The organism is Nocardioides sp. Z22_16 (genome assembly GCF_058134365.1).
In genome coordinates this window covers 243363-260325 of sequence record NZ_JBYTTI010000001.1, presented here as the reverse complement: position 1 = coordinate 260325, position 16963 = coordinate 243363, and the positions used below count along the sequence as shown (strand labels likewise).

17 protein-coding genes and 1 tRNA gene are annotated in these 16963 nt (G+C 73.0%); 12 read left to right on the top strand and 6 right to left on the bottom strand.

All coding sequences use genetic code 11. The features are described 5' to 3' along the window. Positions 1-8 precede the first annotated feature (8 nt). Positions 9-1382 (top strand): protoporphyrinogen oxidase, encoded by a 1374-nt coding sequence (gene hemG, locus AC3X7R_RS01280; RefSeq protein WP_489963733.1) that lies wholly within the window; start codon positions 9-11, stop codon positions 1380-1382. 30 nt (positions 1383-1412) lie between these two features. On the opposite strand, the gene AC3X7R_RS01275 is transcribed toward hemG, so the two are convergent. Together AC3X7R_RS01275 and AC3X7R_RS01270 are read right to left on the bottom strand one after the other, a co-directional pair. Then, positions 1413-1793 (bottom strand): hypothetical protein, encoded by a 381-nt coding sequence (locus AC3X7R_RS01275; RefSeq protein ID WP_489963732.1) that lies wholly within the window; start codon positions 1791-1793, stop codon positions 1413-1415. 87 nt (positions 1794-1880) lie between these two features. Beyond that, positions 1881-2372, bottom strand: a complete 492-nt coding sequence (locus AC3X7R_RS01270) for a hypothetical protein (RefSeq protein WP_489963731.1) — start codon at positions 2370-2372, stop codon at positions 1881-1883. Positions 2373-2511: 139 nt separating this feature from the next. Between AC3X7R_RS01270 and hemQ the strand changes: the two genes are divergently transcribed. The 3 genes from hemQ to AC3X7R_RS01255 all read left to right on the top strand — a co-directional run bounded on the left by hemQ (position 2512) and on the right by AC3X7R_RS01255 (position 4833). After that, the gene (gene hemQ, locus AC3X7R_RS01265) at positions 2512-3243 is read left to right on the top strand and encodes a hydrogen peroxide-dependent heme synthase (protein ID WP_489963730.1); all 732 of its coding nucleotides are present in this window, start codon (positions 2512-2514) and stop codon (positions 3241-3243) included. A 65-nt stretch (positions 3244-3308) separates the two neighbouring features. Beyond that, entirely contained in the window at positions 3309-4169 is an 861-nt protein-coding gene (locus AC3X7R_RS01260) for a hypothetical protein (RefSeq protein WP_489963729.1), read from the top strand. Positions 4170-4248: 79 nt separating this feature from the next. Next, entirely contained in the window at positions 4249-4833 is a 585-nt protein-coding gene (locus tag AC3X7R_RS01255; protein ID WP_489963727.1) for a glycosyl-4,4'-diaponeurosporenoate acyltransferase CrtO family protein, read from the top strand. Here AC3X7R_RS01255 and msrB read toward each other — a convergent pair. Beyond that, on the bottom strand, positions 4793-5209 hold the full coding sequence (gene msrB, locus AC3X7R_RS01250) for a peptide-methionine (R)-S-oxide reductase MsrB (RefSeq protein ID WP_489963726.1): 417 nt from the start codon (positions 5207-5209) through the stop codon (positions 4793-4795). The two genes, AC3X7R_RS01255 and msrB, sit on opposite strands and share 41 nt — an antisense overlap. Positions 5210-5270: 61 nt before the next feature. On the opposite strand from msrB, the gene AC3X7R_RS01245 reads away from it, so the two are divergent. From AC3X7R_RS01245 to AC3X7R_RS01235, 3 genes are read left to right on the top strand one after another with little or no spacing between them, the layout of a single operon-like run. Then, positions 5271-6353: a DNA polymerase domain-containing protein gene (locus AC3X7R_RS01245; RefSeq protein WP_489963725.1), complete on the top strand. Its 1083-nt coding sequence runs from the start codon at positions 5271-5273 to the stop codon at positions 6351-6353. Next, positions 6350-6913 (top strand): mycothiol transferase, encoded by a 564-nt coding sequence (locus tag AC3X7R_RS01240; protein ID WP_489963724.1) that lies wholly within the window; start codon positions 6350-6352, stop codon positions 6911-6913. Before AC3X7R_RS01245 ends, AC3X7R_RS01240 begins: the two co-directional genes overlap by 4 nt. Before the next feature lie 10 nt (positions 6914-6923). Then, complete coding sequence (locus AC3X7R_RS01235) at positions 6924-7991, top strand: sulfotransferase family protein (protein ID WP_489963722.1); 1068 nt, start codon at positions 6924-6926, stop codon at positions 7989-7991. Positions 7992-8009: 18 nt separating this feature from the next. Here the strand turns inward: AC3X7R_RS01235 and AC3X7R_RS01230 are convergent, their stop codons facing one another. From AC3X7R_RS01230 to AC3X7R_RS01220, 3 genes are read right to left on the bottom strand one after another with little or no spacing between them, the layout of a single operon-like run. Further along, positions 8010-10718 (bottom strand): stealth conserved region 3 domain-containing protein, encoded by a 2709-nt coding sequence (locus AC3X7R_RS01230; RefSeq protein WP_489963721.1) that lies wholly within the window; start codon positions 10716-10718, stop codon positions 8010-8012. Continuing rightward, entirely contained in the window at positions 10718-11299 is a 582-nt protein-coding gene (locus AC3X7R_RS01225) for a hypothetical protein (protein ID WP_489963720.1), read from the bottom strand. Before AC3X7R_RS01225 ends, AC3X7R_RS01230 begins: the two co-directional genes overlap by 1 nt. A 7-nt stretch (positions 11300-11306) precedes the next feature. Next, entirely contained in the window at positions 11307-12422 is a 1116-nt protein-coding gene (locus tag AC3X7R_RS01220; protein ID WP_489963719.1) for an ATP-dependent DNA ligase, read from the bottom strand. A gap of 150 nt (positions 12423-12572) precedes the next feature. Between AC3X7R_RS01220 and AC3X7R_RS01215 the strand changes: the two genes are divergently transcribed. The 5 genes from AC3X7R_RS01215 (at position 12573) to pth (ending at position 16755) form a co-directional block, all read left to right on the top strand. Next, positions 12573-12651, top strand: a tRNA-Gln gene (locus AC3X7R_RS01215). Between the two features lies 1 nt (position 12652). Beyond that, positions 12653-14095 carry a bifunctional UDP-N-acetylglucosamine diphosphorylase/glucosamine-1-phosphate N-acetyltransferase GlmU gene (gene glmU / locus AC3X7R_RS01210; protein WP_489963718.1) on the top strand — a complete coding sequence of 481 codons (1443 nt, stop codon included), beginning with the start codon at positions 12653-12655 and terminating at the stop codon, positions 14093-14095. Between the two features lie 130 nt (positions 14096-14225). Then, on the top strand, positions 14226-15197 hold the full coding sequence (locus AC3X7R_RS01205) for a ribose-phosphate diphosphokinase (RefSeq protein WP_489964301.1): 972 nt from the start codon (positions 14226-14228) through the stop codon (positions 15195-15197). A gap of 228 nt (positions 15198-15425) precedes the next feature. Continuing rightward, positions 15426-16055, top strand: coding sequence for a 50S ribosomal protein L25/general stress protein Ctc (locus AC3X7R_RS01200; RefSeq protein ID WP_489963717.1), 630 nt, complete (start codon positions 15426-15428; stop codon positions 16053-16055). Positions 16056-16164: 109 nt separating this feature from the next. Continuing rightward, positions 16165-16755: an aminoacyl-tRNA hydrolase gene (gene pth / locus AC3X7R_RS01195; RefSeq protein WP_489963716.1), complete on the top strand. Its 591-nt coding sequence runs from the start codon at positions 16165-16167 to the stop codon at positions 16753-16755. Positions 16756-16963: the final 208 nt, after the last annotated feature.

Here is a 16963-nt window from a genome sequence, read left to right as displayed (position 1 = left end):
TTGGGGGCATGCAACAGGCTGTGCCGCGTGGAACCGTCGTGGTCGTGGGTGCCGGCGTCGCCGGACTGGCGGCGGCGCGGCTCCTGGTCGCAGCCGGGCGCGAGGTGGTGGTCCTGGAGGGCTCGCCCGAGGTCGGCGGCAAGCTGCGACGCGACACGGTCGCCGGGATCCAGGTCGACGTCGGCGCGGAGGCGATGCTCAACCGACGCCCCGAGGGCGTCGAGCTCGCGGCCGACCTGGGCCTGCCGGTCGAGCACCCGACCGTCGCCTCCTCCCGTATCTGGACCCGAGGACGGCTCCGGCCACTGCCGCGCTCGCTGATGGGCGTGCCCCTCGACCTCGACGCGCTGCTCGCCTCGGGCGTCCTCTCCGACGAGGGGGTCGCCCGGGTGCGGCGCGAGCCCTCCCTGCCCCCGACGCCGGTGCACGGCGACATCTCGGTGGGCGACCTGGTGGCCGCCCGCTTCGGCGACGAGGTGGTCGACCGGCTCGTCGAGCCGTTGCTCGGCGGGGTCTACGCCGGCCACGCGCGCCGGCTCTCGGCCCGCGCGTCGGTGCCCCAGCTGGTCGCCTTCGCCGAGCGGGGCTCCCTGCTGGAGCAGGGCGCGGCCATCCCCACCACCTACGACCGCCCCGTCTTCGCCGGCATCCCCGGCGGGATGGGCAGGCTCCCCGAGGCGCTCGCCACGGGGCTCGACGTCCGGACCGGCCGCACCGTCCGTGAGCTGGTCCGCACGCCGGAGGGCTTCGCCCTCACCGTCGGGCCGACCACGGCCCCGGAGCGGATCGAGGCGGCGGCGGTGCTGCTGGCCACGCCCGCGGCCCCGACCGCCCGCCTGCTCCGTGAGGTGGCCCCCACGACCGCCGCGGAGTTGGCCGGGATCGAGTACGCCTCGATGGCGGTCGTCACCTTCGCCTTCCGGACCGAGGACGTCGCACAGCTGGAGGCGTCGGGCTCGTCGGGCTTCCTGGTGCCGCCCGTCGACGGGCACCGGATCAAGGCCTCCACCTTCTCCTTCGCCAAGTGGGGCTGGGTCCGGTCCGCCGGCGCCGAGCAGGGGGTCGTGCACCTGCGCACCTCCCTGGGGCGGCACGGGGAGGAGACCGCGCTCCAGGCCAGCGACGCCGAGCTGGTCGACTGGTCGCTCGGTGACCTCGAGGAGGCCACCGGCCTCCGGGCGGTACCGGTCGACACCCACGTCCAGCGCTGGGGCGGAGGGCTGCCGCAGTACGCCGTGGGCCACCTGGACCTGGTCGCCCGGGCCCGTGCGGCGCTGCCCGACGGGGTGGCGGTGGCCGGGGCGGCCTACGACGGCGTCGGGATCCCGGCGGTGATCGCCTCCGCGAGGGTCGCGGTGGACCGGCTCCTCGGGTCCGCCTGAGCGCCACGCGCCACGCGCCCGCCGGCTCCGTCAGGTGGCCAGGGCGCGCTGCGGCACCGCGGCCCGGTGGAAGAGCCAGGCGGCGGCCGCGAAGAGCGCGACGTACAGCGCGGTGACGGCGAGGAGGTCACCGACCTGCCCGCCGTTCTCCTCGTGCACCCCGGCGAGGAGCACGGTCGCGGTCACCACGGCCTGGGTCAGAGCGCCGGCCGACATGACCAGCACCATGGCGGGCGCACGGAGCCTGGCCAGCGCCGAGCCCAGCAGGACGACGGCCAGGACGACGACGTAGACGCGGTCCTGCCGGCCCCCGGCCCCGATGATCCCGAGGGCGCCGGCGGCGAGCAGCAGCGAGAGGGGGGTGGCCACCGCCAGGGCGAGCCCGAGCCGGTAGGCGGTCTTCGATGACATGCCGCCACGGTAGGAGCCGCCCCACCAGGGGGTGGTGACGAAGCCGTGAAGATCCTGTGCAGGTCCGCGCGGGCGTGCCCAGCGGCGTCAGGCCTCGGTGACCGCGTAGCTCACGGTGCTGCTGTCGGCGTGCTTGTTGACCGACAGGGTCAGGGCGTAGCCCGCGCCGGTGGCCGTCACCAGGACGTTGCCGCCGTCGGCCTCGGTGCGGCTCTCCTCGGTGAAGCCGCCGGCGAGGACCTTCGAGAGGGCGGTCTCCACGATCTCCTCGTGCGGTCCGGCCACCTCCACCAGGACCAGCCAGGTGCCGCCCTCCTCCACGGCGTCGGTGACCACGCCGTCGATCAGGGGCACCTCGCCCGGGAAGTCCTTCGGGACCTTCACGCTCTTCAGCTTCTGGTTCTTCTGGCCCGTGCCGGTGTCGTCGCCCTTCGGCTCGCCGCTCGCCTCGCCGGGGGTGCTCTCGCCCCCCGCGCTGGTCCCCGCGTCGCCGGCCGGCTCGTCGTCCTCGCCGCAGCCGCTCAACGTCAGGGCGGTGAGCAGCGCGCACACGGTCAGGGGTCGCACCAGAGCCTTCATCAGTAACCCTCCCAGGTCGGGCCCGCTCCCGACGGGCCGCTGGCAAGAATGGCAGGCGACGGGCCATCTGTCAGGTGGTCTCATCCGGGGCGGACGGGTCTGCCTCCTGTGGCCTCGGTCACGGGAGCACAATGGGGGCATGACCGACACGACCCCCGAGCAGACCACCGCCGGCCAGAGCAACGCCGCGCGCATCAACGAGCTGAACGACTCGATCCGCTACACCATGTGGTCGGTCTTCAAGCTGCGGGACCTGCTCGGCGACGCCGACCGCGCCGCCGAGGCGGCCGAGGTCGAGGAGCTCTTCGCCAAGCTGGCCGCCGAGGACGTGGTCGTCCGCGGCACCTACGACGTGAGCGGCCTGCGCGCCGACGCCGACGTGATGGTGTGGTGGCACGCGACCGACAGCCAGCCGCTCCAGGCGGCGTACAACGCGCTGCGCCGCACCGCCTTCGGGCGGCGCCTCGAGCCCGTCTGGTCGCAGATGGCGCTGCACCGGCCGGCGGAGTTCAACCGCAGCCACATCCCGGCGTTCCTCGCCGACGAGGAGCCGCGCGCCCACATCTGCGTCTACCCGTTCGTCCGCTCCTACGAGTGGTACCTGCTCGAGGACTCCGAGCGTCGCCGGATGCTCTCCGAGCACGGCCAGATGGCCCGCGGCTTCGCCGACGTCCGCGCCAACACCGTGGCCAGCTTCGCCCTCGGCGACTACGAGTGGATGCTCGCCTTCGAGGCCGACGAGCTGCACCGCATCGTCGACCTGATGCGGCACCTGCGCGCGTCCGACGCCCGGCGTCACGTCCGCGAGGAGGTGCCGTTCTACACCGGCGCCCGGGCCTCGGTGGCCGAGCTCCTCACCCGGCTGCCCTGACGCCTCTTCCGGTCACGTCGTCGAGGCGGCCCCCCTCGGTGACCGGGGATGCCATGATCAGGGGCATGCCCCGTCGCGCCCGCCTCCTGCTGCCCGCCCTCGCCCTGGCCCTGGCCGGGCTGACCGGATGCGGGACGGAGGCCGAGGAGCCGGAGAGCGCGGACGAGGAGGTCGCCTCCTCGCCCACCGCGGTGCCGCAGGCCGAGGGACAGGTGACCACCCGGGGTCCGGTCCTGGTGCTCGACCAGGGCGACCTGCCGGTCGTCTGCCTCGGCGCGGTCGCGGAGTCGGCGCCGCCGCAGTGCGACGGGCAGCGACTCTCCGGCTGGAGCTGGGACGACCATCCCGAGCACGAGGCCAGCGGCAGCGTGCGATACGGGCAGTTCGCGCTCACCGGCACCTGGGACGGCGAGAGGCTGAAGGTGGACGAGGCGGTCCCCGCGGCGCTGTACGACGGAGCGGCTCCGGTCGAGGAGACGCCGGGCACCGCGTGCCCCGAGCCGTCCGGCGGCTGGAAGATCGAGAACCGGGCGAAGACCTCCGCCGCCGCGCTCGACGAGACGCTGAGGCGGGCCGGCCAGCTGCCGGGCTACGCGGAGGCCTGGCTGGACGGCGACCTCACCAGGCCCGAGGAGCAGATCGTCAACGTGCGGGTCACCAAGGACCCCGCCGGCGCGGAGGCGACGCTGCGCAAGAGCTGGGGCGGCGCGCTCTGCGTCCAGCAGGCCCGGTACGACGAGGAGGAGCTCGTCGCCCTCACCACCCGGCTCCAGGAGCTCCCGGGCGTGCTGGACAGCTCCGCCTGGGGCGACCAGGTGCTGCTGACCGTGGTCTACGACGACGGCTCGCTCCAGGAGTGGGTCGACCAGGCCCACGGTGAGGGGCGGGTCGAGGTCCGCTCCGCCCTGGTGGTTCCGGTCGACTGAGACACCGGGCCTTCGCTCCGTGTCGGGTCGTGTGGGCCGTCAGCGGCCGTGCAGCAAGCAGCCTCGATAGCGTGGGCGTGTGCCCCACTCTCTCAAGTCAGCACGCGTCATGCTGGTCGCGTCGCTCACCACGGCACTCGCCGCCGGAGGCATCGCAGCGGCGTGGGTCTTCCTCGGCCGGACCGGGTTCGCCTTCGCCTGGGTCACTCATTTCATCCTGATGGCGTGGGTGTCCTCGATCGTCGGTCCGCGGGTACGGATCCCGGATCACGGGTGGCTCCGGGTCAGGCCCTGGGAGGCGCGGCTCTACCCGGCACTGGGGGTCCGACTCTTCGGGAAGCTGCTCGACGTCATCGGATGGAACCGGGTCATCGCGAGGGAGCGTGGGTTCGACGGCACGCGGGAGGGCCTGAAGGAACTCGATCAGCACACACGTCGCTCCGAGGTCGGCCACAGCATCTGCCTTGTCGTGGCTGCGGCCGTGGCTCTCGGCGTGCTGTCGACCGGGGCATGGGGAGGCGCGGTGTGGCTGGTGGCCCTCGGACTGCCTTTGCATCTGTACCCGGCGCTGCTGCAGCGGCTCTTGCGTGCCCGCCTTCACTCCATATCGGCCAGGCGCTTGCTCAGTCCGATGAAGAGGCGTCCTGCTTCGCGTGCAGGGTGAGGCTGAGCGAGTTGATGCAGTAGCGGTCGCCGGTGGGCGTGCCGTAGCCGTCGGGGAAGACGTGGCCCAGGTGGGAGCCGCAGCTGGCGCAGCGCACCTCCACCCGCTTCATGCCGTGCGAGGTGTCCTCGATGTACTCGATGGTGTCGGTCAACGGCTGGTAGAAGCTGGGCCACCCGCAGCCGGAGTGGAACTTGGTCTGGGCCTCGAAGAGCTCGTGCCCGCAGGCGCGGCAGGAGTAGGTGCCGGGGGTGTCGGTGTCGTTGTACTCACCGGTGAAGGCGCGCTCGGTGCCCGCCTGGCGGAGCACGGCGTACTCCTCGGGGGTCAGCTCGGCCCGCCACTGCTCGTCGGTCTTCTCCACCTGGTAGCCCATGGCACAGAGCGTATCCACCGCGTGGTGGCCCATGTCGGCGCCGGAGGCCATGATGGGCCCCATGGCGAAGGCGTCGGAGGCGTGGGTGCAGGCGGGGGAGCGGGAGGTCCGCGTCTCCTCCCCGGAACGGGTGATCTACCAGGCGACCGAGGAGACCCCCGAGATCACCAAGCTCGAGGTCGCGCAGTACTTCGCGGACGTCGGGGAGGACCTGCTGCGGGCCCTGCGCGACCGGCCGACCGCGCTGGAGCGGTGGCCCTCGGGCGTGCGTGAGGGCTTCCAGCTGGCGACCGGGCCGCAGGACAAGGACGCCGAGGCGTTCTACCAGAAGCGGATCGCCAAGGGGGCGCCCGACTGGATCGACTCCGTGGAGATCACCTTCCCCTCGGGGCGCACGGCGCGGGAGATCTGCCCGACCGAGGCCGCGGTGGCGGTGTGGTGCGCCCACATGGGCACCCTCACCTTCCACCCCTGGCCGGTGCGGCGCACCGACGTGGACCGCCCCGACGAGCTGCGCATCGACCTCGACCCGCAGCCCGGCACCTCGTTCGCCGACGTGGTGCGGGTCGCGCAGGTCGCCCGCGAGCTGCTGACCGGCCTCGGCATCCGGCCGTTCGTCAAGACCAGCGGCAACCGGGGAGTCCACGTCTTCGCCCGCATCCGTCCCGAGTGGGAGTTCGTCGACGTCCGGCACGCCGCCATCGCCCTCGGGCGTGAGCTGGAGAAGCACGACGACGGCGTGACCACCGCCTGGTGGAAGGAGGAGCGGGGCGAGCGGATCTTCGTCGACTACAACCAGAACACCCGCGACCGCACCATCGCCTCGGCATACTCCCTGCGGCCGCTGCCCGGGGCCCCGGTCTCCACCCCGGTGGCCTGGGATGAGCTGGACGACGTCAAGGACCCGCGGGCCTTCAACCTCCTCACCGTTCCGGAGCGGCTCGCCTCCAGTGGCGACCCGTGGCAGGAGATCGACGACGTCGCCCACGACCTGACTCCGCTGCTCGCGCTGTGGGAGGCCGACCCGCGCGAGCTCAACTACCCGCCCGACCACCCGAAGATGCCGGGCGAGCCGCCTCGGGTGCAGCCGAGCAAGAAGGTCGCCGAGCACTGGGACGACGACGGCAACCGGATCGAGCCATGAGCGGGGAGGGGCGGGAGCCGGGCAGGTTCGGGGCGCCCGGTGCGGAGCGGTGGAGCGACTACCTCGACTGGGTGCGTGCCGACATCGTGGCGACGGTCCTGAGCATGCACGCCGGCGAGCGGCGCCGGGTCCTCGTGCCCTCCGGCTGGTCGCCCCTCGAGCTGCTCTCCCACGTGATGCACATGGAGCAGCGGTGGTTCGTCTGGGGCTTCCTCGGCGAGCCCGTCCGCGACGCGTGGGGCGACTGGAACACCGAGGACCCCCAGCGGCCCGACGACCCCCACGAGGTGCGCGGCGACGCGCGCTGGGAGGTCCCCGACGCCGTCACCGCCGAGCGGCTCGCGGAGCGTCTCGAGGCCGTGGCGGAGCGGACCCGGAAGATCCTCCGCGAGCACCCCCTGACCGCCCGGTCGGCGGTCGGCGGCCGGTTCGACGACCACCCGCCGACGCTGGAGTGGATCTGCTTCCACGTGCTGGCCGAGTACGCCCGGCACGCCGGTCACCTCGACGTCGTCGCCGAGCTCGGCCGCGGCGCCGGGGCGACCCCGGGCACCGACTAGCCTGCACCCCGTGACTCCTCCCAACCGTCCCAAGCTCGTCCTGGTCACCGGCTCGGGCCGCAGCGGGACCAGCAGCGTCGCCGGCACCCTCAAGCGGCTGGGGCTCCACGTCCCGCAGCCGGAGGTGCCCGCCGACGAGGCCAACCCCCGGGGGTACTACGAGCCCCTGTGGGTGACCGAGTTCCACAAGGAGGTGCTCAACCCCGTCCCGGTGCGCACCATCGACACCCGCCCCGACGCCGCCGACATCGCCCTCGAGGCGGGCTCCGCCCCCGAGGTCGAGGCGCGGCTCCGCGCCTGGCTCTCCAGCCAGCTCGACCCGGCCCTGCACGACGGCCAGGTGCTGATCAAGGACCCCCGTGCCTTCTGGATCCTGCCGGTCTGGACCAAAGTGGCCGCCCAGGTGGAGGCGGAGGTGGTGACGCTGACGATGCTGCGCCACCCCACCGAGGTGGTCCGCTCCCGCGACACCGCCTACCTGACCGAGCAGACGCCGAAGTTCCGCCGGCAGCGGGAGACCGCCAACGTGGCGGCCTGGGTCAACGCCGCCCACCTCACCGAGCTGGCCACCCGGGAGCAGTCGCGGGCCTTCGTCCGCTACGCCGACCTGGTGGAGGACTGGCGCACGGCCATGGCGCGGGCCGGCGAGCAGCTCGACCTCACCTACTCCGCCGACCTCGCCGACCGCGCCCACCACGAGGTGGACGACTTCGTCGACGCGCGGCTCAACCGCTCGGCCATCACCTGGGACGACCTCGCCGTCCCCGCGGGGCTCCAGGAGCTGGCCGAACGGACCTGGCAGGCCATGAACGTCCTGGTCGACGCTCCGCACGACGAGGAGGCGATCGCCGAGCTGGGCCGGCTGCGCGAGGCCTACGTGGAGATGTTCGACCACGCCGAGGCGATCTCGATGGACGCGACCACGGCCCGGGTCACCTCCGGACGCCGTGAGGTGCGGCGCAAGAAGGACGCCGAGCTCGACGAGGTGCGCCGCGAGCTCGAAGGGCTGCGGCACGAGAACGCCCGGCTGCGCCGCTCGCTGCCCAACCGGCTCCTCTCCCGGCTGCGCGGCCACTGAGCCACCTGGGCGCCTGGGTCAGGAGCGCTCCCACGGGGCGGCGACCGGGAAGTAGCGCTCCAGGAACTCCCCGAGCGCCTGGTCGACCTCGTCGGCGTCGAGTGCGAAGTCGTGGTGGTCGCCGACGCAGAAGAAGTCCTTGTCGCGCGCCCGCAGCTGGCGCAGCTGGCGCTCCACCCGGGCGTTGCTGAGGTCGATGAAGGCGTGCTCGGCGTGCGCCGCGAACGCGGTGCCGGTGGCCAGGCCGTGGTGCTGGGCCAGGGAGCTGAGCATCGAGACGTCGGTCGGCGAGCGGAAGGGGGCGTGGGCGGTGGCGTCCACCGCGGCGGCGTACCGCTCGGCGACCTCGGTGAGCACCGAGACGCGGTGCGGGTGCGGGGAGTGCGCCATCACCCGGGTGATGGTCACCCCCAGCTCCGCCTCCAGCAGTCGCCGGTTGTTGAGGGCCGCCTGGAGGAACGGTCGCTGCTGCCCGGGGTCGCCGGTCGGCAGGCCGATCAGGCCCTCCCCGACGAAGGCCGCGAAGTCGCCGCCCGGGGAGAAGAACGTCTCCGGGCGCAGCGGGCGTCCGAGGAAGACGTCGTCGTTGAGGTAGACGAAGTGCTCGGCCAGGCCGGGCACCCGGTGCAGCCCGGTCTCGATCGCCTGGGAGTTGAAGGTGGGCAGGGCGCCGGCGGGCAGGATCTCGCGGTGGTCGACCAGCCGCACCCGCCCCGACTCCAGCGCCTCGTCGGCCAGCCAGTCGGGCCGCTGCCCGGCGGTGACGAGGTGGATGGTGCGCACCCACGGCGCGAAGAGGTGGACGCTGCGCATCGAGTAGCGCAGCTCGTCCCGGCTCCGGAAGCGCGCCTGGCCGCTGGCCTCCCGGCGCCGCTCGGCGTCCGCGGCCTGCCCCAGCCGGGCCAGCCGGGCGGCGTTCCACGCCGGGTCCTCGCCGTCGACCCAGGTGTAGACGACGTCGACCGGGAAACGGCACTCGTCGACCCTCGGCAGAGCCATCAGCGGCAGCGTCGGCACCCCGCGCTCGTGGACCGCGACCGTCGCGGTCGCCGCCCCGGTGGGCACCTCGGCGGCGTACGCCGGGAGCCGGGGCGCCACCAGCACGTCGCCGTCCCGGTCCCAGAACTCCACCCATGCGCCGGCCCCCCGCAGGTGGCTCGGACGGCCGTCGTCGCCCCGCGGCCACGGCTCCAGGGCGAGCCGCGCGGTCATCGCCCGGCACTGCAGGGCCACCATCTCGGCGACCGGCAGCCGTCGCTCGGGCCAGCCGCGGTCGCCGGGGTCGAGCAGCGAGAGGTGGGCCGGCGCCTCGACCAGGCGGGAGAGGACGCTCTGCCGGTGCTCGGCGGGGACCACCACGGTGGCCGGGTCCGCCCCGTGCGGGGGCACCACGAACCACCCGTCGAGCCCGGCGACGGCCGCCAGCAGCAGGTCCAGGGCCTCGCGGCGGGACTGCTCGGGGGTCACCAGGGGGACGTCGACTCCGGGGGCGCGCTCCTGGGTGTGCCGGCCGACCTGGACCCGGGAGCCGAGCGGCCCGGCGGCGGCCGCGGCCTCCACCCGGCTGCGTCCCTCGCGGCGGCCGGCGACCCGGGCGAAGACCTCCTCCCAGCGGGCGGCGATCACCTCGGGGAGGTAGGCCCGGGCTGCGGCGTGGGCGCCCTCGCCCAGGCGGCGCAGCAGCGCCTCGTCGTGGGTGAGCCGCCCCAGGGCGGAGGCGAGCCCCGCCTTGGCGCCGGCGCTGACGAGCAGGCCGCTCACCTCGTGCTCGACGAGCTCGCGCGGACCCGACGGACAGTCGTAGCTGACCACCGGGACGCCCGCCGACATCGCCTCCTGCGCGACCAGCGGGAAGCCCTCGGTGCGCGAGCTGAGGGCGCAGACCGAGGCGGACGCCCACTCGCTGGTCATGTCGTCGACCGCGCCCGGCAGCTCGACCCGGTCCTCGAGACCGAGCTTGACCACCTGGGCCCGCAGCTCGCCGCGCAACGGACCGTCCCCGAGGATCCGCAGCCGCCACCCGGGGGCGTCGAGCTGGCCGAAGGCGCGGACCAGGTGGATGAACTGCTTCTCCGCGACGATCCTCCCGGCCGCCAGCACGAGGCGCTGGTCGAGCGCCGACCGCGGCTGGAGGGTCGGGGGGAGGGGGTTGGGCATCACGAGCAGCTCGGGTGCGACCGGCCCGAGCTCGTGGGCCAGCCACGCCGCGGACGACTCGGTGAGCAGCGCCACCGCGTCGGCCCGCGGGGCGAAGGAGAGGAGCGGCTCCATGCCCCCCACCCGGTCGGCCGAGGAACGGTGCTCCTGGTGGACCACGGCCACCCGCTCGGGGGCGAGCTGGACGGCGGCGGCGAGCAGCGCCGGCGTCACGGTGACCAGCACGTCGACGTCGAGGTCGGGCAGGGCTGCGGTCAGGGCGGCGTCGGTGAGTGCGGAGAACTGCCCGTCCCAGCGGGCCGGGACCAGCACCGAGGGCCGCCGGTCGAGGCCGTCGGGGTGCGGGGTGCGCAGGTCGGCCAGGTGCCGGACCTCGACGCGGGGGTCGATCGGGTAGTGCGGGGCGTCGGCCGTCCGGGTGACGCTGACCAGGGTGACGTCGTGACGCGCCGCGAGCGCGCCCGCCTGGGTGATCGCCGAGCGGGAGGTGCCGCCCATGCCGTCCAGGTTGAGGACGAGGAAGGCGATGCGCAGCCGGTCGCCGTCACGTCGCCGCAGGAGCCGACGCATCAGAGCCCGGTGACGCCCTCGCCGCCGCCGGCCTGCTCGTCGAAGGTCTCCTGCTCCATCAGGTGGAGCACCGGGACGCCGATCTTGCGGCGGGCCCGCGAGGTCCAGTCGACGTGGAAGAACTCCGCGACCACGTGCGGCCGGGTGAGGATGATCGCCTCGCGGCCGTCCACCTGGCGCACCAGCGCCTCGAGCGCCTCGACCGGGGGGTCGGTGATCGCCTTGCCGACGGTGCGGGCGCCGGTCGCGGAGAGCGCGGCGATGCTGGTGCTCAGCTCCTCGGCGGCCCGGTCCTCGCACTCGTGGCGCACGGCCTCGTAGTCGAAGTCGTTCATCACCGCGGGGGCGGCCAGGAGCTCGCCGGTGCCGAGGGTGCCCATGGCCGCCTCGACCCTGGCGGCGGCGTCCTCGATGGGGATCAGCACGTGGTAGACGACCTCGTCGGCGATCTCGTCGTGGAGGCTGTGGATCTGCCGTGCATCGCTGGCGCTCACCTCGTGCTCGGCGAGGATCACCACGTCGTAGGTGCCGATCCCGTCGTCGATCCGCTCGTTGCGCGTGCTGTCGCCGGTCTGGCTCATGCCACCCTCACCCTTCGGAGTCTGTGCCGAGGATCCTACCGAGGTCGTAGCGCACCGGCTCCTCCAGTTGGCGGTAGTCGCACGACTCCGGCTCCCGGTCGGGCCGCCACCGCTTGAAGTGGGCGGTGTGGCGGAACCGGCGGCCCTCCATGTGGTCGTACTTCACCTCGAGCACCCGCTCCGGCCGCAGCGCGACGAAGCCCAGGTCCTTGTCGGCGCTCCAGCGGCTCTTGGTGCCGGGGATCCGGTCGGGGTTGGCGACCGCCCACTGGCTCCACTCGCCCCACGGGTGCTCCTCGGGGTCGCAGACCAGCGGCTGCATCTCGTCCCAGAGCTCGGCGCGCCGCTTCTCGGTGAAGCTGGCGCTCACCCCGACGTGCTGCAGCCGCGGCTCCCCGTCGGGACCGTCGTCGTAGAGGCCGAGCAGCAGGCTGCCCAGCAGGCGGCGCTCGGGGGTGGAGGTCTTGTGCTCGCGCATCCCCGCGACCACCACGTCGGCGGTCCGCTCGTGCTTGATCTTGAGCATGGTCCGGGCGTTGGGGGCGTACGGCGCGTCCAACGGCTTGGCGATCACCCCGTCCAGGCCCGCCCCCTCGAACGTGGTGAACCACTCCTGGGCGACCGACACGTCGGTGGTGGTCCGGGTCAGGAAGCACGGGCCGTCCAGCCCCGCCAGCACCCGCTCCAGCTCGGCCCGCCGCTCGGCGAAGGGCCGCTCCAGCCAGGAGTCGTCGCCCAGGGCGAGCAGGTCGAAGGCGACGAACCCCGCCGGCGTGCTCTCGGCGAGCGTCTTCACCCGGGAGGCGGCCGGGTGGATCCGCTCCTGCAGCACCTCGAACTCCAGCCGCTCGCCGCCCTCGGCGGTGGGACGGGCCACGAAGAGCTCGCCGTCCAGGACGACCCGCTCGGGGAGCTGCTCGCGGACCGCGGCGACCAGCTCGGGGAAGTAGCGGGTCAGCGGCTTGGTGTTGCGGCTGGTCAGCTCGACCTCGTCGCCGTCGCGGAAGACCAGGCAGCGGAAGCCGTCCCACTTCGGCTCGAAGCTGAACCCGCCCGTGGTGGGCACGGACGACACGGACTTGGCGAGCATCGGCCGCACCGGCGGCATCACGGGAAGGTCCATCCGACGAGCGTAGAGCGCCGGACCGACGTCCGCGCGCCCTCGCCGCGGACCCCGGCAGCGAGCTGTGGCTGCGCGACGTCGAGACGGTGGTGCTCGCCGACGAGGTGCGCGACCGGGTCGCCGGCGCCCGCCGATAGGCTGGGCCGCCTATCCCCGGTTGGTCTGCCGGCAGGGCCCGCCTGACTTTGAATCAGGACTAGCGACGTAGGTTCGACTCCTACCCGGGGAGCATGGACAACCTCACAGTCATCGTCCTCGCCGCCGGCGGGGGCACCCGCATGAAGTCCAAGACCATGAAGGTGCTGCACCCGGTCGGCGGACGCTCGATGATCGGCCACGTGCTCAGCGCCGTCCAAGCGATGGAGCCGTCGCGGATCGTGGCGGTGGTGGGCCACCAGCGCGAGCAGGTGGGGCCGCACATCCAGCAGCTGGTTCCGGACGCCGTGCTGGCGGTCCAGGAGACGCAGGACGGGACCGGGCACGCGGTCCGGGTGGCCTGCGAGGCCGCGGACGTCCACGACGGCACCGTGGTGGTGGCGGCGGGCGACACCCCGCTGCTCGACGGCGAGAGCCTGCGCGCCTTCGTGGCCGACCACGCGGCCTCCGGACGCGCGGTGAGCATCCTCACCGGCGTCGTCGAGGACCCGTTCGGCTACGGCCGGATCGTGCGCGACGAGACCGGCGACGTCGCCGCCATCGTGGAGGAGAAAGAGGCCGACGCCGAGCAGCGGGCGATCCGGGAGATCAACTCCGGGATCCTGGCCTTCGACGCGGCGTTCCTCACCGAGGCGCTGGGCCGGATCAGCAACGACAACGCCAAGGGGGAGTACTACCTCACTGACGCCGTCGGCATCGCCCGCGACGCCGGCCTGCGGGTGGGCGCCTTCGCCGTCGACGACGTGCGCCAGACCGAGGGGGCCAACGACCGCGCCCAGCTCGCCGAGCTCGGTCGCGAGCTCAACCGCCGCATCGTCACCCGCTGGATGCGCGAGGGGGTCACCGTGATGGACCCGGCGACCACGTGGATCGACGCCGACGTGGTGCTCGAGCCCGACGTCACGCTGCTGCCCGGCACCCAGCTGCTGGGCGCCACCATCGTGCACGAGGACGCGGTCGTGGGTCCCGACTGCACCCTCAAGGACTGCGAGATCGGGATCGGCGCGCGGGTGGTGCGCACGCACGGCGAGCTCGCGGTGGTCGGGGACCGCGCGACCGTGGGGCCCTTCTCCCACCTGCGGCCCGGGACGCGGCTCGGTGCCGACGGCAAGATCGGCGGCTTCGTGGAGACCAAGAACGCTGAGATCGGCGACGGGGCCAAGGTGCCGCACCTCTCCTACGTGGGCGACGCGGAGATCGGGGAGGGCGCCAACATCGGAGCCGGCACGATCTTCGCCAACTACGACGGGGTGGCCAAGCACCGCACCGTCGTGGGGCGTCACGCGCGCACCGGCTCCAACAACACCTTCGTGGCGCCGGTGAGCATCGGCGACGGGGCGGCGACCGGTGGCGGGACCGTGGTCCGCCAGGACGTGCCGCCCGGCGCGCTCGCGGTCTCCGCGGGCACCCAGCGCACCATCGAGGGCTGGGTCGTCTCCCGCCGCTCGGGGACCAAGCAGGCCGAGGCCGCCCAGGGCGGGGTCCTGGACGGCGACGCGGGGGAGGATGTGTCGTAGGCAACCTGTCGCGTCCCACGCAGGACCCCGGGGTTGGGGGGATGCCCGTCGGTGGGACACAATCCAGAAGTACGGGCCTGTCCCACCGGGTCTCACCTCATCCCCCCCGAGGAGTCTCACCGTGAGCGGAATGAAGCGCACCACGGAGAAGAACCTGATGGTCTTCAGCGGCCGCGCCCACCCGGAGCTGGCCAACGAGGTCGCCGACCTCCTCGGCAGCGGGTTGGTGCCCCAGTCGGCGTACGGCTTCGCCAACGGCGAGATCTACGTCCGCTACGAGGAGTCGGTGCGGGGGTGCGACGCCTTCGTCATCCAGAGCCACACCTCGCCGATCAACGAGTGGATGATGGAGCACCTGATCATGGTCGACGCGCTCAAGCGCGCCTCGGCCAAGCGGATCACGGTCGTCATGCCCTTCTACGGCTACGCCCGCCAGGACAAGAAGCACCGTGGTCGCGAGCCGATCTCGGCCCGGCTGATCGCCGACCTCTTCAAGACCGCCGGGGCGGACCGGCTGATCACCGTCGACCTGCACTCCGACCAGATCCAGGGCTTCTTCGACGGCCCGGTCGACCACCTGATGGCCATCACGATCCTCACCGACTACGTCAAGGAGAAGTACGGCACCCAGCAGCTTGCCGTGGTCTCCCCGGACGCCGGCCGGATCAAGGTGGCCGAGCGCTGGTCGGCCCGCCTCGGGGGAGTGCCGCTGGCCTTCATCCACAAGACCCGTCGCACCGACCGGCCCAACGAGACCGTCGCCAACCGCGTGGTCGGTGACGTCGCCGGCCGGGTCGCCGTGCTGACCGACGACATGATCGACACCGGTGGCACCATCGTGAAGGCCGCGGAGGCCTGCATGGAGGCCGGGGCGAGCGGCGTGGTCATCGCCGCCACCCACGCGATCCTCTCCGACCCGGCCGTCGACCGCCTGAAGAACTGCGTGGCCACCGAGGTCGTCGTCACCAACACGCTGCCGATCCCCGAGGACAAGCAGTTCGACAAGCTGACCACGCTCTCGATCGCACCGCTGCTCTCGCGGGCGATCCGGGAGGTCTTCGAGGACGGCTCCGTCACCTCGATGTTCGACGGCCAGGCCTGACCCGGAGCGCGGGGCCCACCCGGCACCGCGATTTCTGCTCCGGCCCGGCGCCGGGTAGTCTGCTGCAGTTGCCTCGGCGAGGGAGTCCCACACAGGGAGCTCCGTGATCGACAGGGCAGGCCAGCCACCGCGCCGCGCCCCCCTGCCGGGAGCGCGGCGTTTTCGTCGTCCTGGGCAACCACCGAACCAGACCACCCGTCAGCACAGCGCACACCAACGGAGTCGAGCATGTCCACCGAGAAGATCACCGCACAGGTCCGCAACGAGTTCGGCAAGGGCGCGGCCCGCCGCATCCGCCGGGAGAACAAGATCCCCGGCGTCATCTACGGACACGGCGCCGAGCCCATCCACGTGACCCTTCCCGGCCACGAGACCATGCTGGCGATCCGCAACGGCGGCGCCAACGCCCTGCTCGACCTCGACATCGACGGCGAGAGCCACCTCGGCCTGGTCCGGGACGTCCAGATCGACCCGATCCGCCGGGTCATCGAGCACGTCGACCTCGTCACCGTCGTCCGCGGCGAGAAGGTCACCGTCGACGTCCCGATCCACGTCGTCGGCGACGCGGTGCGCGACGCGCTGGTCGTCACCGAGAACACCACCGTCCAGCTCGAGGCCGAGGCCACCCACATCCCCGAGCAGATCGAGGTCTCCATCGAGGGCGCCGAGGCCGGCCTCCAGGTGCTCGCCTCCGACCTGGTGCTCCCGAAGGGCTCCACGCTCCTCTCCGACGCCGACCTGCTGATCGTCAACATCACCCAGCAGATCTCCGCCGAGGCCCACGAGGCCCAGATGGAGGAGGCCGAGGCCGAGGCCGGCATCGAGCGCGACGAGGCCGACGAGCCCGCCTCCGAGTGACCCCTGGCCCGTCGGCTGCTGCAGCCGCCGGACCGCCTCAGCACGGCGCCGCGACCTCCGGGTCGCGGCGCCGTGCTGCGTCCGGAGGGGGTACGGGATACTTGCGCCCATGGACTCGCAGGTGTGGCTCGTCGTCGGGCTGGGGAACCCCGGACCCAAGTACGCCGGCCACCGGCACAACGTCGGCTACCTGGTCAACGACCTGCTGGCCGAGCGCCTGGGATCGCCCTTCAAGTCGCACAAGACCGGCCGCGCGGATGTGGCCGAGGGACGGCTCGGCGCCCCTGGCAGCCCTGGTCCCCGGCTCGTGCTGGTGCGCCCGCGCTGCTACATGAACGAGACGGGCGGCCCGGTCTCGGCGGTCGCCAAGTTCTACGACGTCCCGCCGGACCGGATCGTCGCGGTGCACGACGAGCTCGACATCGCCTTCGGCACCCTGCGCCTCAAGAAGGGCGGTGGCGACAACGGGCACAACGGCCTCCGCTCCATGCGGTCCTCCCTGGGCACCGGCGACTTCTACCGGGTCCGGGCGGGGATCGGACGCCCGCCCGGCCGCCAGGACGTGGCGGACTTCGTGCTCTCCGACTACTCCAAGACCGAGCGCAAGGAGCTGCCCATCCAGCTCGTCGAGGCCGCGGACGCAGTCGAGTGCCTGGTCACCGAGGGCCTGGAGAAGGCGCAGCAGCAGTTCAACCGCTGATCTCGGCCCCTCCCATAGCAGTGGCGAGGTGCCAAGGGCATGCCCAATTTGAGGCAGTTGCGTTGATGATGCGTCATCATTTCTCGGTCTGAGGCATTAACAATCGGCCATGTCAGCCGTAGCCTGCAGGGACGGGTCGATCGGATCCGGGGGAATCCGCGGGGGCGCGGGGATGCCGGGGGGCATGGTGGAGAGCGTATTCAGCGGA